At 74.3% G+C, this 15,145-nt stretch carries 18 protein-coding genes; all 18 read left to right on the forward strand.

The window, feature by feature from the left end; all coding sequences use genetic code 11:
• The first annotated feature begins 54 nt into the window (after positions 1 to 54).
• The 18 genes from fliD to IEV86_RS06570 all read left to right on the forward strand — a co-directional run bounded on the left by fliD (position 55) and on the right by IEV86_RS06570 (position 14,954).
• Entirely contained in the window at positions 55 to 1,458 is a 1,404-nt protein-coding gene (fliD, locus tag IEV86_RS06485) for a flagellar filament capping protein FliD (RefSeq protein ID WP_043602879.1), read from the forward strand.
• Positions 1,459 to 1,469: 11 nt separating this feature from the next.
• Complete coding sequence (gene fliS / locus IEV86_RS06490; protein ID WP_043602817.1) at positions 1,470 to 1,916, forward strand: flagellar export chaperone FliS; 447 nt, start codon at positions 1,470 to 1,472, stop codon at positions 1,914 to 1,916.
• A gap of 7 nt (positions 1,917 to 1,923) precedes the next feature.
• On the forward strand, positions 1,924 to 2,298 hold the full coding sequence (locus tag IEV86_RS06495) for a hypothetical protein (RefSeq protein WP_043602819.1): 375 nt from the start codon (positions 1,924 to 1,926) through the stop codon (positions 2,296 to 2,298).
• 435 nt (positions 2,299 to 2,733) lie between these two features.
• Positions 2,734 to 3,075, forward strand: coding sequence for a flagellar basal body rod protein FlgB (locus IEV86_RS06500; protein ID WP_043602821.1), 342 nt, complete (start codon positions 2,734 to 2,736; stop codon positions 3,073 to 3,075).
• The gene (flgC, locus tag IEV86_RS06505) at positions 3,075 to 3,476 is read left to right on the forward strand and encodes a flagellar basal body rod protein FlgC (RefSeq protein ID WP_043602823.1); all 402 of its coding nucleotides are present in this window, start codon (positions 3,075 to 3,077) and stop codon (positions 3,474 to 3,476) included. Before IEV86_RS06500 ends, flgC begins: the two co-directional genes overlap by 1 nt.
• Entirely contained in the window at positions 3,476 to 3,802 is a 327-nt protein-coding gene (fliE, locus tag IEV86_RS06510; protein WP_043602826.1) for a flagellar hook-basal body complex protein FliE, read from the forward strand. Before flgC ends, fliE begins: the two co-directional genes overlap by 1 nt.
• Positions 3,802 to 5,379, forward strand: coding sequence for a flagellar basal-body MS-ring/collar protein FliF (fliF, locus tag IEV86_RS06515; RefSeq protein ID WP_043602829.1), 1,578 nt, complete (start codon positions 3,802 to 3,804; stop codon positions 5,377 to 5,379). The genes fliE and fliF overlap by 1 nt, the downstream gene beginning before the upstream one ends.
• A complete protein-coding gene (fliG, locus tag IEV86_RS06520) occupies positions 5,376 to 6,398 on the forward strand; it encodes a flagellar motor switch protein FliG (RefSeq protein ID WP_043602832.1) in 1,023 nt (340 codons plus the stop codon). Before fliF ends, fliG begins: the two co-directional genes overlap by 4 nt.
• The gene (locus tag IEV86_RS06525; RefSeq protein WP_188484595.1) at positions 6,391 to 7,011 is read left to right on the forward strand and encodes a FliH/SctL family protein; all 621 of its coding nucleotides are present in this window, start codon (positions 6,391 to 6,393) and stop codon (positions 7,009 to 7,011) included. The genes fliG and IEV86_RS06525 overlap by 8 nt, the downstream gene beginning before the upstream one ends.
• Positions 7,008 to 8,426: a FliI/YscN family ATPase gene (locus IEV86_RS06530; protein ID WP_081978973.1), complete on the forward strand. Its 1,419-nt coding sequence runs from the start codon at positions 7,008 to 7,010 to the stop codon at positions 8,424 to 8,426. Before IEV86_RS06525 ends, IEV86_RS06530 begins: the two co-directional genes overlap by 4 nt.
• Positions 8,423 to 8,911: a flagellar FliJ family protein gene (locus IEV86_RS06535; protein ID WP_052426592.1), complete on the forward strand. Its 489-nt coding sequence runs from the start codon at positions 8,423 to 8,425 to the stop codon at positions 8,909 to 8,911. Before IEV86_RS06530 ends, IEV86_RS06535 begins: the two co-directional genes overlap by 4 nt.
• A complete protein-coding gene (locus IEV86_RS06540) occupies positions 8,908 to 10,485 on the forward strand; it encodes a flagellar hook-length control protein FliK (protein ID WP_188484596.1) in 1,578 nt (525 codons plus the stop codon). Before IEV86_RS06535 ends, IEV86_RS06540 begins: the two co-directional genes overlap by 4 nt.
• 11 nt (positions 10,486 to 10,496) lie before the next feature.
• Positions 10,497 to 11,060: a flagellar hook assembly protein FlgD gene (locus IEV86_RS06545; RefSeq protein ID WP_081978931.1), complete on the forward strand. Its 564-nt coding sequence runs from the start codon at positions 10,497 to 10,499 to the stop codon at positions 11,058 to 11,060.
• A 42-nt stretch (positions 11,061 to 11,102) separates the two neighbouring features.
• Entirely contained in the window at positions 11,103 to 12,278 is a 1,176-nt protein-coding gene (locus tag IEV86_RS06550; protein ID WP_043609898.1) for a flagellar hook protein FlgE, read from the forward strand.
• 192 nt (positions 12,279 to 12,470) lie between these two features.
• On the forward strand, positions 12,471 to 12,770 hold the full coding sequence (locus tag IEV86_RS06555; protein ID WP_081978932.1) for a flagellar FlbD family protein: 300 nt from the start codon (positions 12,471 to 12,473) through the stop codon (positions 12,768 to 12,770).
• The gene (locus IEV86_RS06560) at positions 12,770 to 13,531 is read left to right on the forward strand and encodes a motility protein A (RefSeq protein ID WP_043609901.1); all 762 of its coding nucleotides are present in this window, start codon (positions 12,770 to 12,772) and stop codon (positions 13,529 to 13,531) included. Before IEV86_RS06555 ends, IEV86_RS06560 begins: the two co-directional genes overlap by 1 nt.
• Complete coding sequence (locus tag IEV86_RS06565) at positions 13,528 to 14,421, forward strand: flagellar motor protein MotB (protein WP_043609904.1); 894 nt, start codon at positions 13,528 to 13,530, stop codon at positions 14,419 to 14,421. The genes IEV86_RS06560 and IEV86_RS06565 overlap by 4 nt, the downstream gene beginning before the upstream one ends.
• Positions 14,422 to 14,426: 5 nt before the next feature.
• Positions 14,427 to 14,954, forward strand: a complete 528-nt coding sequence (locus tag IEV86_RS06570; protein WP_043609919.1) for a flagellar basal body-associated FliL family protein — start codon at positions 14,427 to 14,429, stop codon at positions 14,952 to 14,954.
• Positions 14,955 to 15,145: the final 191 nt, after the last annotated feature.

Genomic DNA, 15,145 nt, shown 5'->3' on the forward strand with positions numbered 1-15,145 from the left:
GTCACCTCGCCGCCGGCCGGACCTCTGTCAGACCCACCCCGAGGAGTGCCGATCATGGTCGCCATGGGCATCGACGGCCTGGTGAGCGGGCTGGACACCACCAGCCTGATCAACCAGCTCATGCAGGTCGAGGCGATGCCGCAGACCATGCTCAAGCAGAAGTCGTCGTCGACGCAGAGCCTCGTCACGGCGCTCCAGGGCCTGAACACGAAGGTCGCGTCGCTCGCGGAGGCCGCGACGAAGGCTGCCAAGCCCGCGTCGTGGGACCTCTACAAGGGGACCAGCACCGCGACGTCGGTGGCGGTCAAGGCTGGGGCGACGGCGCAGCCGGGCAGCGTGACGTTCTCGGTGGACACGGTCGCAGCGAGCCAGATCTCGCTGACGGCGGCCGTCCCCGACGACGGCACGCTCCTCGACGTGCCGCCCGCCGTCACGATCCGCAAGGGTGACGGCACCTTCGTGACGATCGAGCCGACGACGGGTTCCCTGTCGGACATCGCGAAGGCGATCAACGCGTCGGCCGACGCCGGCGTGCGCGCGAGCGTCGTCCAGGTCTCGAGCGGTGACGGGACGAACCCGGCGACCTACCGCCTCCAGCTGACCGGCGTCTCGACCGGGACCACCAACGCGTTCTCGGTCTACAAGGGCACCGTCGACCAGGCCGCCGTGGACGGCGGGACGGCCACGCGTCTCGACGGCGACCTCGTGCGCGCGGCGTCCAGCGCGCAGGTGACCCTCTGGAAGGGCACCTCCGCCGAGACGCAGTTCACGAGCGCCTCCAACACCTTCACCGGCCTCATGACCGGCGTCGACGTGACCGTCTCGAAGGTCACCGCCGTCGGCGAGGACCCGGCGACCGTCACCGTCGCCCGCGACGAGGACGGCCTCAAGAAGCTCGCGTCGGGTCTCGTGGGCGCCGTCGGCGTCGTGTTCTCCGAGATCACCTCGCGCACGACGACGACGACGAAGACGAACCCCGACGGGACCACGTCCGTGACCGGCGGCCTGTTCTCGGGCGACAGCATGGTCCGCGGCATGCGGCAGCAGCTCACCGAGGCCGTCTCCTACCCCGTCGACGGGAAGTCCCCGTCGACGATCGGCATCGTGCTCGGCCGCGACGGGACCGTCACGTTCGACGAGGCGAAGTTCACCGAGGCGCTCGCGGCGGACCCCGCCGGCGTCCAGTCGATGATGACGCAGCTCGCCGACCGCGTCGGCACGGTCGCGACCGGCATCTCCGACAAGGTCGACGGCTCGCTGACCCGCAAGATCACGGGCCAGGAGCAGCTCGTCAAGGACTACGGCACGCAGATCGAGGACTGGGACCGCCGCCTCGAGCTGCGCAAGGCGAGCCTGCAGAAGACCTACTCGTCGCTCGAGGTGACGCTGTCGAAGATGCAGAGCCAGTCGAACTGGCTCGCCGGACAGCTCGCGGGCCTCGCGGCGAACAACTCCTGAGGAGCGAGGACATGAACTACACCGCACTGCGCAGCCGCTACGTCGACGACACCGTCGCGACGGCGAGCCCGGCGAAGCTCCTCACGATGCTCTACGACCGCCTCGTCCTGGACCTCACGCGCGCCGAGACCGAGCAGCGTGCCGGCGACCGTGCCGCTGCCGGCCCGCACCTGACGCACGCGCAGGACATCGTCACCGAGCTGGCCGCGACCCTCCAGCTCGACGCGTGGGACGGTGCCAAGCAGCTCATGAGCGTCTACACGTTCCTCCTCACCGAGCTCATCGGCGCGAACGTCGCCGGCGACGCCGACCGCACCGCCGCGTGCCGCGAGCTCGTCGAGCCGCTGCGGGACGCGTGGCACCAGGCCGCCGACGAGCTCGCCCGCACCGCGACCCCCCTCGAGCCCGTCGCCGCCGCGACCGCCGCCCGCCCGTTCGGCGAGCTCGGCGTCGGCTGAGCCCGCCGTGACCACCGGCGCGGCCCACCCCGCCGCACCCGCGTCGCCGTCGGCGGCCGCGTCCGCCGCGCCGTCGTCGGGCTGGGGCAGTGCGTGGGAGGACGCGCTCGCCGAGCTCGAGCTCGACGTCGCGCTCGCCGAGCAGATGCTCACGCTCGGCCACATCGCGCAGGACCCGCCCGCGCCGTGGGCGCCGCCCGCGGGCCTCGGGCCGCTGCCGACGGACCTCGTCGACCGCGCCCGCACCGTGCTCGACCGGCAGCTCGACGTCGCCCGACGCCTCGCCGAGGCCGCCGACCTGAGCCGCCGCCACACGCGCGCCGTCCAGGCCATGCGCGCGACGGCGCCGAGCGTCCCGGTCTACCTCGACACCCCCGCCTGAGGGGTCACCGTGCCGGTCGTCGACATCCCCTGACGGGGCCGACCCGCCCCGCCTGGCGGCGCCGAGCCGCGCGCCGGGCTCGACGTGGACGGAGTCGCGTCGCCCACTTCGCGGTTCCCCGCCGACTTCGCGCGCGAGAACCGCGAAGTCGGTGCTGAATCCGCGAACTCGGCGTCCGGGGCCGGGAGCCGACCCGCCCCTCGGCGCCGGTTGCGTCCCGGGGCGTCCGGTTGAACCGGCCGTGACCGCACCGCCCCGACCCGGCACCGAAGGTCCCGGTGCGTCACGCCCGGCCGGGTGAAAGCGCTGGCGGGAACCCCCCGGGACTCCTCATCACGTCCCCCGGACGGCCGATCAGCCACCCGAGCACGGATCGCTCACCTCGCAGGCCATGGACTGGGCCGACAAGCACGAACCTCGACCCGGAGGCCCGACGTGTTCACGTCCGTGAGCTTCGTCGCGATGAACAGCGCGCTCGACGGGCTGGCCCTGCGCCAGCGCGTGATCGCCGACAACGTCGCGAACATCAACACGCCCGGATTCCTCGCCGGACGCGTGTCCTTCGAGGACTCGCTCCGCGCCGCCGTCTCCGACGGGTCCGGTGCCGTCTCCCCCCGGGTCGCCCGCTCGCTCGAGCCCACGCGGACCAACGGCAACAACGTCAACCTCGACACCGAGACGCTCTCCAACGTCGACACCGGGCTGCGCTACCAGCTCGCGACGCAGGCGGTCGACGGGACGTTCAGCCGGCTGCGCACCGCGATGAGGAGCGCCTGATGGGCACGTTCGGCGCGATCGGCATCGCGAGCACCGGCATGACCGTCCACCGCAAGTGGCTCGACGCGGTCAGCGACAACCTCTCCAACGTCAACACCGTGCGCCCGACGGGTGAGGCGGCCTTCCAGGCCCGCTACGTCGTCGCGCAGGCGAACGAGTACGGCGCGCAGGGCGGCGTGCAGGTCGGCGGCATCGCGCTCGGCAGCGCCGAGGGCCGCATGGTCTACGAGCCCGACCACCCCCTGGCCGACGCCGAGGGCTACGTGCGCTACCCCGACATCGACATGTCGGCCCAGATGACCCAGCTGATCATGGCGCAGCGCGGCTACCAGGCGAACGCCGCCGTGGTCGACCGCGCCAAGGAGAGCTACCAGGCGGCACTGCAGATCGGACGCAGCTGATGAACATCGACGCGATCGGGTCCGTCACGGGCCTCGTCCCCGGCATCGGCGTCCAGGGTGCCGGCCTCCAGGGGCTCCAGGGAGCCCAGGCCGCGCAGGCCGTGAGCCCGACCTCCGGCCTCGACTTCGCCGCGGCGATCGACCAGGTCCAGGGCCTGCAGTCGCAGTCGAGCGCGCTCGCGGTCAAGGCCGTCACGGGTGACCTCGACGACGTGCACGACTACACCATCGCGTCGTCGCAGGCCGCGGTGGCGCTCGAGCTGACCGCCGCGGTCCGCAACAAGGCCGTCGAGGCGTTCACCGAGATCATGAGGATGCAGGCCTGATGCCCGCGCAGATCAGCGGCCTCCTCGGCCGCCTCCAGGAGCAGGTCAAGCAGTTCGACCTCGCGCAGCGCACGCTCGCGGTCATCGGCCTCGCCGTGCTCGTGCTCGGCGGCGTCGCGCTCTCGTCGTGGCTGGCGAAGCCGACGATGAGCCCGCTGTTCGCGAACCTGTCCGCGACGGACGCGAGCGCGATCGTCGACCACCTCGAGGGCGAGGGCGTCCGGTACGAGCTGGCCGACGGCGGTTCGACGGTCCTCGTGCCGGACAGCGCGCTGTACTCGCAGCGCCTCGCGCTCGCGTCGGCGGGCCTGCCGAGCGCGTCGTCCGACGGCGCGGGCTACTCGCTCCTGGACGACATGGGCATGACGTCGTCGGAGTTCCAGCAGCAGGTCACGTACCAGCGCGCCCTCGAGGGCGAGCTCGCGCGCACCATCGGCGCGATCCGCGGCGTCGAGAACGCGTCGGTGCGCCTCGCGCTCCCCGAGGACAGCGTGTTCGTCGACGAGACGCCCGACCCGACCGCCTCGGTCTTCGTCGAGACTGCGCCCGGCAGCGGCCTCTCGTCGCAGTCGGTGCAGTCGATCGTCCACCTGGTCTCGGCCGGCATCGAGGGCATGGAGCCCACCGACGTCGCCGTGATCGACGCCGACGGCAAGGTGCTCTCCGCCGTCGGCGGCGGCCCGGGTGCCGGCCTCGACAGCGCGCAGACGGGCGAGTACGAGTCCCGCGTCGCGGCGAACGTGCAGGCGATGCTCGACAAGCTCGTGGGCGTCGGCAACGCGGTCGTCAGCGTCAGCGCCGAGCTCGACTACGACCGCACGGCCCGCACGTCGGAGACCTACACGCCCGCCGAGGGCGTCCCCGCGCTGAGCAGCGCGACGACGCTCGAGGAGTACACGGGCACGGGCACCGCGACCGGTGGTGTGCTCGGCCCGGACAACATCGCGGTCCCTGACGGTGCCGCCGGCGACGGCGAGTACCGCAAGGAGTCCGAGACGGTGAACAACCCCGTCAACAAGGTCGTCGAGCAGCTCACGAGCGCCCCCGGGTCCGTTCGTCGCCAGTCGGTCTCCGTCGTCGTCTCCGAGCAGGCCGGCGCCGCGATCGACATGGCGGACCTCGAGGCCTCCGTCGCGGCCGCCGCGGGCATCGACGCCGAGCGCGGCGACGTCGTCTCGGTGTCCCGCATGGCGTTCGACACGGCCAACGCGGAGGCCGCCGAGGAGGCGCTCGCCGCCGCCGCGGCCGCCGAGGAGGCGCAGCAGACCAACGAGCTGATCCGGACCGGCATCATCGCCGGCGTCGCACTCCTGATCATGATCATCCTCGTGGTCATGATCGCGCGGCGGAACCGCCGCGCGCGCCGCACCGCGATCGACCTCGGCGCGCTCGAGGCCGAGCAGACGAACGTCGTCGAGCTGCCCGCCCCGGTCGAGCCCGAGACGCCGATGCTGCCCGCACCCGAGCAGGTCGACCCGATCGCCGCGAAGCGTGAGGACGTCATGGCGCTGGCCGCCGAGCAGCCCGCCGAGGTCGCCGACGCCCTGCGCGGCTGGCTCGTCGGGGCCCGCCGGTGAGCCGCCTGGCGCCCGGTGAGATCACCGGCACGCAGAAGGCCGCCCTGCTGCTGATCCAGATCGGCAAGGAGCAGGCCGCGAAGGTCATGTCGATGCTCGACGAGACCGAGATCGAGGAGCTCACCACCGAGATCGCGCGCCTCGAGCGCGTCGACCCCGAGATGGCCAACGGCGTCATCGAGGAGTTCCACGCGGCGGCGATGGGCGGCAGCACGTACGCCGGACGCGGCGGCCTGGGCGTCGCCCAGGCGCTGCTCGAGGCGTCCGTCGGGCGCGAGAAGGCCGCCGGGATGATGGAGCGGCTCGCGAGCTCGCTCCAGGGACAGCCGTTCGAGTTCCTCCAGTACGCCGACGCGCGCCAGGTGGTCTCGCTCCTGTCGGGCGAGCACCCGCAGACCATGGCGCTCGTGCTCGCGCACCTGCGCCCCGACCACGCCTCGGCGATCATGACCGGCCTCGCCCCCGCGGTGCAGGCCGAGGTCGCGCACCGCATCGCGCTCATGGAGCGCGCGTCGCCCGACGTCGTCGCGGTGGTCGCCGAGAACCTCCAGCGCAAGGCGTCGGCGGTGCTCACGCCGCAGGAGATGGCGGCCGTCGGCGGCGTCCAGCCGCTCGTCGAGATCATCAACCGCGCCGACCCCACGACCGAGAAGCTCATCCTCGAGGGCCTCGAGGCGCGCGACCAGTCGCTCGCCGAGGAGGTCCGCAGCCGGATGTTCGTGTTCGCGGACATCACGTTGCTCGAGGAGCGCGCCATCCAGCTCGTCCTGCGCGGCGTCGAGATGGGCCAGCTCGCCATCGCGCTCAAGGGCGCCGACGACGAGGTGCGCGACAAGATCATGCGCAACCTGTCCGAGCGGGCCCGCGAGAACCTCGTCGAGGAGATCGAGCTGCTCGGCCCGGTCCGCCTGTCGATGGTCGAGGACGCGCGCGCCCAGGTGGTCCAGGCGATCCGCAAGCTCGAGGAGGGCGGCCAGATCGTCATCCGCCGCGAGGGCGAGGACGAGTTCGTTGCCTGACGTCACGACGTTCCGCCCGGCTGCGCTGCCCGCGTCGTCGGCCGCCGGCGAGGCCGTCGCCGAGCGTGCGCGCGCCGCAGGGTACGCGGCCGGCTGGGCCGCGGGCTCGCGCGCCGCGGCGGACGCGGCCGAGCGCCGCCGTCGTGAGCTCGAGGAGCAGCACGCCCGGGCCGAGGCCGCGCGCGACGCCGCCGTGCAGCAGGCGCTCGCTCTGCTCGAGCAGGCCGTCGCGGCCGCCGCGCGTCGCACCGTCCCGACCGTCGACGCCGTGCGCCGCAGCGTGCACGAGGCCGCGCTCGACCTCGCCGAGGCCGTGCTCGACCGCGAGCTGCGCCCCGGACCCGACGGCGCCCGCGCGCTGCTCGACCGCGTGCTCGCGACGCCCGCCGACCTCGGCGTGCACACCGTCCGGCTGCACCCGGCCGACCTCGCCGAGGTGCGCGCGCTGCTCGGCGCCGGACGCCACACGCTTCCCGCGGGCGTCACGCTCGTCGGCGACTCGACGGTGCGCCCGGGTGGCGCCGTGAGCGAGCACCCGACCGGCTTCCTCGACGCGCAGGTCGACACCGCGCTCGACCGCGCCCGCCGCGCGCTCCTCGAGGACGAGGCATGACGACGACGCTGAGCGCCCCGCGCCCGACGGCGGTCGGACCCGGCACGGCCGGCGCCTCCGTCGACCCCGTGCGCGACGAGCGGTTCGCCGCCGCGCTCGCCGCGGCCCGTCCGCAGCGCGTCGGACGGGTCGCCGCCGTCGTCGGGTTGTCGGTCGACGTGGCCGGGCTGCCGGGCGCCGTCGGCGACCTGCTCGAGCTCGGCGACCCCGCCGACGGCACGGGTCCCGCGGGCCCGGGCGGCGAGGGGTCGACCGTCGCCGAGGTCGTCGCCGCGACGTCGTCGGTCCTGCGCTGCATGCCGCTCGGGACGGTCGACGGCCTGCGCGTCGGGCTCCCCGCGCGCTCGACCGGTCGCCCGCTCATGGTGCCGACCGGCCGCGGGCTGCTCGGGCGCGTCCTCGACGGGCTCGGCCGGCCGATCGACGGCAAGGGCCCGCTCGACGCGGGCGTGCGCGCACCCGTCACGGGTACCGCGCCGTCCGCGCTGGCCCGGGCGCGCGTCGACGCACCCCTCTCGCTCGGCGTGCGCGCGCTCGACACGATGACGACCGTCGGCCGCGGCCAGCGCCTCGGGCTCTTCGCGGGCTCGGGCGTCGGCAAGTCGAGCCTGCTGTCGATGGTCGCGCGCGGCACCGAGGCCGAGGTGTCCGTGATCGCCCTGGTCGGCGAGCGCGGGCGCGAGGTCCGCGAGTTCCTCGAGGACGACCTGGGTCCCGAGGGCCTGGCGCGCAGCGTCGTCGTCGTCGCGACGTCGGACGAGCCGCCGCTGGTCCGCCTGCGCGCGGCGTTCGTCGCGACGCGCATCGCCGAGGCGTTCCGCGACGAGGGCCGCGACGTCGTGCTGATGATGGACTCGCTCACGCGCGTGGCCATGGCGCAGCGCGAGATCGGCCTGTCCGTGGGCGAGCCGCCCGCGACGCGCGGCTACCCGCCGTCGACGTTCTCGCTGCTCGCGCAGCTGCTCGAGCGCGCGGGCACCGCCGAGCGCGGCTCCGTCACGGGCATCTACACGGTCCTCGTCGACGGCGACGACCACAACGAGCCCATCGCCGACGCCGCGCGGTCGATCCTCGACGGGCACGTCGTGCTCACGCGCGAGCTCGCCGTCGCGGGCCACTTCCCGAGCGTCGACGTGCTCGGCTCGGTCTCGCGGGTCGCGTCCCGCGTGACGACGCGCGAGCAGCGCGACGTCGCGACGCGGCTGCGCCAGGTGCTCGCCGCGCGACGCCGCGCGCAGGACCTGCTCGACGTCGGCGCGTACGCCGCGGGCACCAACCCGCTGGTCGACGCGGCCGTGGCGAACTCGGACGCGATCGACGCGTTCCTGCGCCAGGGCATGGACGAGGTCGCCGACGCGCGCGACTCGTGGCAGCGCCTCGCGGCCCTCGTGGCCCGCCTGGGCGGTGCCGCATGAGCGCGTTCCGCCTCGCGGGGCTGCTGCGCCTGCGCCAGCTGCAGGAGGAGCAGGCCGCCGCCGACCTCGCGCGCGCCAACGCCGCGCGGGCCCGCGCCGAGGAGCGCCGCCGCGACACCGAGGCGATGCTCAACGACGCGGGCCTGCCCGAGCGCTCCGACGAGCTCGCGTGGCGTGCGGCGGTCGCGGCGCGCGCCTCGCTCGCCGGGATGCTCACCGAGTCGGTTCTCACCGTGCGCTCCGCCGCCGCCGTCGTCGACGACGCGAACGCCGCGTGGAGCGCGGCCCGCACCCTCACCACGACCCTCGGCAAGCTCGAGGAGCGGCACGACCGCGAGGAGCGCCTCGCCGAGGACCGCGCCGAGCAGCTCGTGCTCGACGAGACCGCGGGCCGCCGTGCCGCCGCGACCGCCGCCGCGACCGCCGCCGCTGCCACCGCCGCAGACCAGGGCCTCGCGCCCCTCAGCCAGGAGGTCCGCCCGTGACCACGATCGTCATGCTGCCGACGCCGGCCCCGCAGCCCGCGGGTGCCCCGTCGGGGGCGTCGTCCGGCGCCCGGGCCGGTGCGCGCGGCGCGCACGGCGGCGACGGCGACTTCGCGCGCTCGCTCGACGACGCGGTGCGCGACGGCGGCCGGGCTCTCGCCGACGACGACGCGTCGGGCCCGGCCCGTGCGTCGGGTGCCGGCACCGGTGCGACCGTCAGCGTCGGCGACGTCGTGCGCGACGCCGCGCGCTCGCTCGACGCGGGGGCCGGGGGTGCCGCGGCCGGTGAGGGTGCCGATGCCCCGCTCGCGACGGTCATCGACATCACCGCGAGGCTCGCCGCGCTGTCCGGCGGCCGGACGGCCGGTGCTGGGCAGGGCGGTGCCGGGCAGGACGGTGCCGACGCGGGTGCTGCGGCCGACGACGACGCGTCGCAGGGCACCGCCGCCGACGTGACCGCGGGTGGGAAGCCCGGGGCCGCCGTCGCGCACATGGCCGACGTGGTGCTCACGGTCGTCGACGTGCCGTCCGCGCAGGCGCCGGTCGAGCCCCTGGCAGGGGAGGCGGTCGAGGCGGCGGGGTCCGCGTCGACGGTGGTCGACGGGGCCGGTGCGCCGTCCGGTGAGCCGACGGCGGTCCAGCCGGGGGTCGCCGGGCCCGCAGGCTCCACGGCCCCGGTGCCGGGGACGGCCGCGGTCACGTCCGCGCAGGCCACCGCCGTGCCCGCGACGCGAGCCGGGGAGGCCGACGGCGCGCCCGTCGCCGGTCCCCACGCCTCTCCGGTCGCGCCCACGGGCCCCACCTCGACCGACGCGCCCCACGCGCCGGGCGGGACGGTCGCGGGCGAGACCCCGGCCGTCGCGGTCCCCGGCACGTCGACGGACCGGCCCGCCGGGACGGGCTCCGCCACGAGCGGCGTCGGCGCCGCGTCCGAGGTCCCGCTCGCCGTCGGTGCCGAGCCCACGGCGTCGACCGGCGCAACCGCGTCCACGTCGCCGGCCGCGGCGCCCGCGCCGACACCCGCACCGCCCGCGCCCACGGCACCCTCGGTGCCCGGCGTCGTCGTCGGCGTGGCGCCCGCCGAGGCGTCGTCGTCGGTCGCCGTACCCGCGGCACCCACGCCCGCGGGGGCCGTCGCGACGCCCGAGACGCTCACGCAGCACCTGACCGTGCGCCTCGGCGCCCTGCGGGCCGCGCCCCTCGGCGAGCACGTGCTCACGATGCGCGTGGACCCCGAGAGCTTCGGGCCCGTGCGGGTGGTCGCGCACATCGGCGTCGACGGCGTGCGCATCGAGCTGCACGGCGCGACCGACGCGGCCCGGGAGGCGCTGCGCTCGTCGCTGTCGGACCTGCGCCGCGACCTCGCGGCGACCGGCCTCTCGGCCGACCTCGAGCTCGGTTCGGGCGGCTCGGGTGCGGCGGACCGCCGCGGCGCCGAGCCCGGCGACCGCGACGCCGGACGCGCCCTGCCCACCCAGCGCACCACGGGCGGCGCCGCGACCGCGGCCACCGACCGCCCGACCGACCCGCTCCACCGCACGTCGCCCTCGGGCGGCCTCGACCTGCTCGTCTGACGGAGGACCCCATGACGATCGACTCCACGGCGGCCACGACGCCGACGAGCCTCTACACGACCACCAAGCCCGCCACCGAGGCGAAGAAGACCATGGACTCCGAGGTCTTCCTGTCGCTCCTCGTCGCGCAGCTGCGCTACCAGGACCCGACGCAGCCCATGGACACGAGCGACATGATGAACCAGTCGACGCAGCTCGCCTCGATGGAGCAGCTCACGTCCGTGGCGTCGACCACGCGCGAGTCCTTCGCGCTCCAGATGCGCGTCGCCGCGCTCGGCCTCATCGGCCAGGACGTGTCGTTCACCGACGCGAGCGGGATCACCCGCACCGGTGTCGCCGAATCCGTCTCGTTCGCGGGTGAGGTGCCGATGGTGACGGTGGGCGAGTGGACGATCCCGCTCGACCAGGTCGCCGCCGCCCGTCGCACGACGACGGGCACGGCGCCCGACGGCACGACCCCCAGCACGACCCCCGGAGCAGGAAGCTCGGGCAGCTCAGCCGCAGGAAGCGGCGACACCACCCCGGTCGAGGGCACGACGCCCGCGACCGGGTCCGCCGACTCCTCGGCCGTCTGACCCCGCGTCCGACCGCCCCAGCTCCACGAAGGGAACACCCCGATGCTCCGCTCGCTCTTCTCCGGCATCAGCGGCCTCAAGGCGCACCAGACGATGCTCGACGTCACCGGCAACAACATCGCCAACGTCAACACCACGGGCTTCAAGGCCAGCCAGACCCAGTTCCAGGACACGCTCTCGCAGGTCATGCAGAACGCGGGCGCGCCGCAGGACGGCGTCGGCGGCTCGAACCCCGCGCAGGTCGGCCTCGGCGTGCAGGTCGCCGGCATCACGACCAACTTCCAGCAGGGCGCCGCCCAGCTGACCAACCGCAGCACCGACATGATGATCTCGGGCGACGGCTTCTTCGTGGTCCGCAGCGGCAACGAGTCGATGTACACGCGCTCGGGCAGCTTCGAGTTCGACGCGAACGGCCAGCTCGTCACGTCCGAGGGCGGCCTCGTCCAGGGCTGGGCGGCCGACGCGAACGGCGTCATCGACGAGAACGCGCCGCTCGACGACCTGCGCCTGCCGATCGCGACCCTCATGGGTGCCTCCGCGACCGCCGAGGCGACGTTCGAGGGCAACCTGCCCAGCGACGCGGCCGTCGGCACGGTGCTCAACCGCCAGGTCGACGTCTACGACGGCCAGGGTGCCGTCCAGCAGCTCCAGCTCGCCTTCACGCGCACCGCCACCGGGTGGGACGTCACGGGTGCGCGCGGCGCGGACAGCGGCACCGCCACGCTGACGTTCGACGCGTCGGGTCAGCCGACCTCGGCCGGCACGCTCGCCGTCGGCGGCATCGCGGTCGACCTGTCGACCATCACGGGCTTCGCGGGCCTCAACACGGTCGAGGCCGCGAGCCAGGACGGCCGTTCGGCCGGCACGCTCCAGTCGTTCCAGATCACCGCCGACGGCACGCTCGTCGGGGCGTTCAGCAACGGCATGAAGATGAACGTCGGCCGCGTCTCGCTCGCGACGTTCGCCAACCCGGGCGGTCTGGAGAAGGCCGGCGGCTCGCTCTACCGCACGAGCGCCAACTCCGGTGACCCCGCGGTCGGCTCGGCCGGCACGGGTGGCCGCGGCACGCTCACCGGCGGCGCGCTCGAGATGTCGAACGTCGACCTCTCGGCCGAGTTCACCAACCTGATCATCGCCCAGCGCGGGTTCCAGGCGAACAGCCGCGTCATCACGACGTCGGACGAGCTGCTCCAGGAGCTCGTGAACCTCAAGCGCTGACCCAGCGCGACCCGCGGCCGGCGTCGGCGCCCCGACGGGTGCCGGCGCCGGTTGCGTGCTTCCGCGCGCCCGCGCGCGGCACCGCCCCTGACCGGGTGATTCGCCCCGGACCGCTCACCACCCCGCCGTCCCCGCCGATCAGATCGGTGCAGGCCCAGGGACGGGCCCTCGGCTCTCCACGGATGGAATCCCATGATCGTCGTCACGCGCCTGAACGGCCCGAAGTTCGCCGTCAACCCCGACCTGCTCCAGCGGGTCGAGTCCACGCCGGACACGATCCTCACGCTCATCGACGGCACCAAGTACATCGTCGCGGAGTCCCTCGAGGAGATCACCGAGCTCGTCGTCGAGTACCGCGCCCGGGTGGTCGCCGCGACCGTCGAGCTGACCGGTCAGGCGAGCGGCGAGATGGCCGCCGTCACCGAGCTGAGGTCGCAGTCCACACCCGCGCTGCGCGCGATCCCGTCCCCCGCACCCTCGGAGCGTGACTGATGGATCCGGCGACGCTGGGGGGCATCGCCCTCGCCTTCGTGATGATCTTCGCCTCGATCCTCATCGAGGGCGCGGACCCGATGTCGGTGTTCCTGCCGGCCCCGATGATCCTCGTGATCGGCGGCACGATCGGCGCGGGCCTGGCGAGCATGACGCTCAAGGACACGATCCGGGCGTTCACGACCCTGCCCCGCTGGCTCACGTTCAAGGCGCCCGACTCCGAGGCGACCGTCGAGACCGTCGTCGGCCTCGCGGACCGCGCGCGCCGCGAGGGCCTGCTGTCGCTCGAGGACGCCGCACGCAGCGTCGACGACCCGTTCCTGCGCGACGGCCTCCAGGCCGCGATCGACGGCACCGACCCGGACGACCTGCGCGACATGCTCGAGAGCAAGATCGCGAGCAAGCGCGCGCAGGACAAGGCGTCCGCCAAGTTCTTCAACAACATGGGCGGCTACGCGCCGACCATCGGCATCATCGGCACCGTCGTGTCGCTGGTCCACGTGCTCGAGAACCTCGCCAACCCCGACGAGCTGGGCCACATGATCGGCGCGGCGTTCGTCGCGACGCTGTGGGGCCTGCTCACGGCCAACCTCATCTGGCTGCCGTTCGCCGCGCGCATCACGCGGGCGTCGGAGATCGAGGCGCAGCACATGGAGATCGCCGTCGAGGGCCTCCTCGCGATCCAGGCCGGCGCGAACCCGCGCCTGGTCGGCCAGCGTCTGCGCAGCCTCATGCCGGCCGACGCGCAGAAGGCGGCATGAGCTCCGGGCACGGCTCCGGCGGGCACGGGCGGCGGCCCAAGAAGCACGTCGAGCACGAGGAGCACGAGAACCACGAGCGCTGGGCCGTCAGCTACGCCGACATGATGACGGTGCTCGTCGGCCTGTTCATCGTCATGTACGCCGTGAGCCAGGTCGACGAGGTCAAGTACGAGCAGCTGCGCAAGTCGCTCGCGATCGGCTTCGGCAACGACGCCCCCACGATGCTCGTGGGCGGCGGCGGCGCGCTCGACTCGGGTGAGGCGGTGCAGATCACGCCCGACCTCACGGTCGAGCTGCCGAGCGAGACGATGCTCGTCGAGAACAAGCCGCAGACCCCGGTCGAGGCGCAGACCGAGGCCGAGCGCCTCACCGCCGCGGCCGTCGCCGAGTACGAGCGGCTGGAGGGCATCGCGGACCGCATCCAGGCGAGCCTCGACGCGCAGCAGCTGTCCGACCGCGTGCGGTTCCGCATCTCCGAGCGCGGCCTCGTGGTCGGGCTGGTCGCCGACGACGTCTTCTTCGCCGCCGACCGCGCGCACCTGGCGCCGACCGCCGAGCGCGTGCTCGACGCGATCGCGCCCGTGCTGCGCGAGGTCCAGGAGGAGATCTCGGTCGAGGGCCACGCCAACGTGGTCCCGACCGCGGCGTACCCCACCAACTGGGAGCTGTCCTCCGACCGTGCGACGCAGGTGCTCCGGCGCCTCGTCGAGGTCGGCGGCCTGCCCCCGACCCGGACCGCCGCCGTCGGGTACGGCGACGCGCGTCCGCTCGACCCGTCGAACACGCCGCAGGCCCTGGAGGCCAACCGTCGTGTCGACCTGGTCGTCCTCAGCCCTGCCCCCGACGAGGTGCGCCGGCTGCTCCCGCAGCTCGCCGCCACCATGAGGTGATCACCGTGCCCACCGAGCAGCGCGTCATCGCGTCCAAGCCCAAGATCGGCGCCAAGTCGGCGTCCGCCGCCGTGCCGTCGCAGTCCGCGGCCCCCGCCGAGGAGACCGAGGCGAAGGGCGGGTCCAGGAAGAAGCTCGTCATGATCGTCCTCGCCGTGCTCCTGCTCGGCGGCGGTGCGGGCTGGTACTTCCTCATGGGGCCCGGTGCGGGCGCCGAGGAGGCCGCCGAGGAGCACGCACCCGAGCCGGGCGAGGTCCTCACGATCGACTCGATCAACATCAACCTCGCCGACGGGCACTACCTGCGGATCGGCCTCGCCCTGCAGATGACCGCCGACGCCGCGGGCCACGGCGAGATCCAGGCCGCACCCGCGCTCGACCACGCCATCGCGCTCTACTCGGGCCGCCCCGTCACCGAGGTGGCGAGCCCCGAGGGTCGCGAGGCGCTCAAGGCCGAGCTCCTGCACCGTCTCGAGGAGCCGTACCACGAGGGGGTGATGGACCTGTACTTCACCGAGTACGTCACCCAGTGACGCGCTCGGGAGGTCCGCGCACGCGCTGACACCCGCACCGACCGGCACGGACGCCGGTGAACCGCGGCGCCACGGAGGGCGCCACCTCGCCCCGGGCAGGACGCCCGGGGAGCCGTCCCACCCCCGCCGCGCGCGTCGCGGACCGGGAGACGGCACACCGGGCAGGACGCCCCAGGGCTTCCTCGTCGTCC

This window comes from Cellulomonas carbonis, from assembly GCF_014636275.1.
GTDB lineage: Bacteria > Actinomycetota > Actinomycetes > Actinomycetales > Cellulomonadaceae > Actinotalea > Actinotalea carbonis.

What these genes read in the sequence shown, in the direction of transcription:
- IEV86_RS06545 (WP_081978931.1), top strand. Translation starts at nt 10,497, where the DNA reads ATGACGATCGACTCCACGGCGGCCACGACGCCGACGAGCCTCTACACG.
- fliE (WP_043602826.1), top strand. Translation starts at nt 3,476, where the DNA reads ATGAACATCGACGCGATCGGGTCCGTCACGGGCCTCGTCCCCGGCATC.
- IEV86_RS06555 (WP_081978932.1), top strand. Translation starts at nt 12,471, where the DNA reads ATGATCGTCGTCACGCGCCTGAACGGCCCGAAGTTCGCCGTCAACCCC.
- fliF (WP_043602829.1), top strand. Translation starts at nt 3,802, where the DNA reads ATGCCCGCGCAGATCAGCGGCCTCCTCGGCCGCCTCCAGGAGCAGGTC.
- flgC (WP_043602823.1), top strand. Translation starts at nt 3,075, where the DNA reads ATGGGCACGTTCGGCGCGATCGGCATCGCGAGCACCGGCATGACCGTC.
- IEV86_RS06560 (WP_043609901.1), top strand. Translation starts at nt 12,770, where the DNA reads ATGGATCCGGCGACGCTGGGGGGCATCGCCCTCGCCTTCGTGATGATC.
- IEV86_RS06535 (WP_052426592.1), top strand. Translation starts at nt 8,423, where the DNA reads ATGAGCGCGTTCCGCCTCGCGGGGCTGCTGCGCCTGCGCCAGCTGCAG.
- IEV86_RS06565 (WP_043609904.1), top strand. Translation starts at nt 13,528, where the DNA reads ATGAGCTCCGGGCACGGCTCCGGCGGGCACGGGCGGCGGCCCAAGAAG.
- IEV86_RS06530 (WP_081978973.1), top strand. Translation starts at nt 7,008, where the DNA reads ATGACGACGACGCTGAGCGCCCCGCGCCCGACGGCGGTCGGACCCGGC.
- fliS (WP_043602817.1), top strand. Translation starts at nt 1,470, where the DNA reads ATGAACTACACCGCACTGCGCAGCCGCTACGTCGACGACACCGTCGCG.
- fliD (WP_043602879.1), top strand. Translation starts at nt 55, where the DNA reads ATGGTCGCCATGGGCATCGACGGCCTGGTGAGCGGGCTGGACACCACC.
- IEV86_RS06550 (WP_043609898.1), top strand. Translation starts at nt 11,103, where the DNA reads ATGCTCCGCTCGCTCTTCTCCGGCATCAGCGGCCTCAAGGCGCACCAG.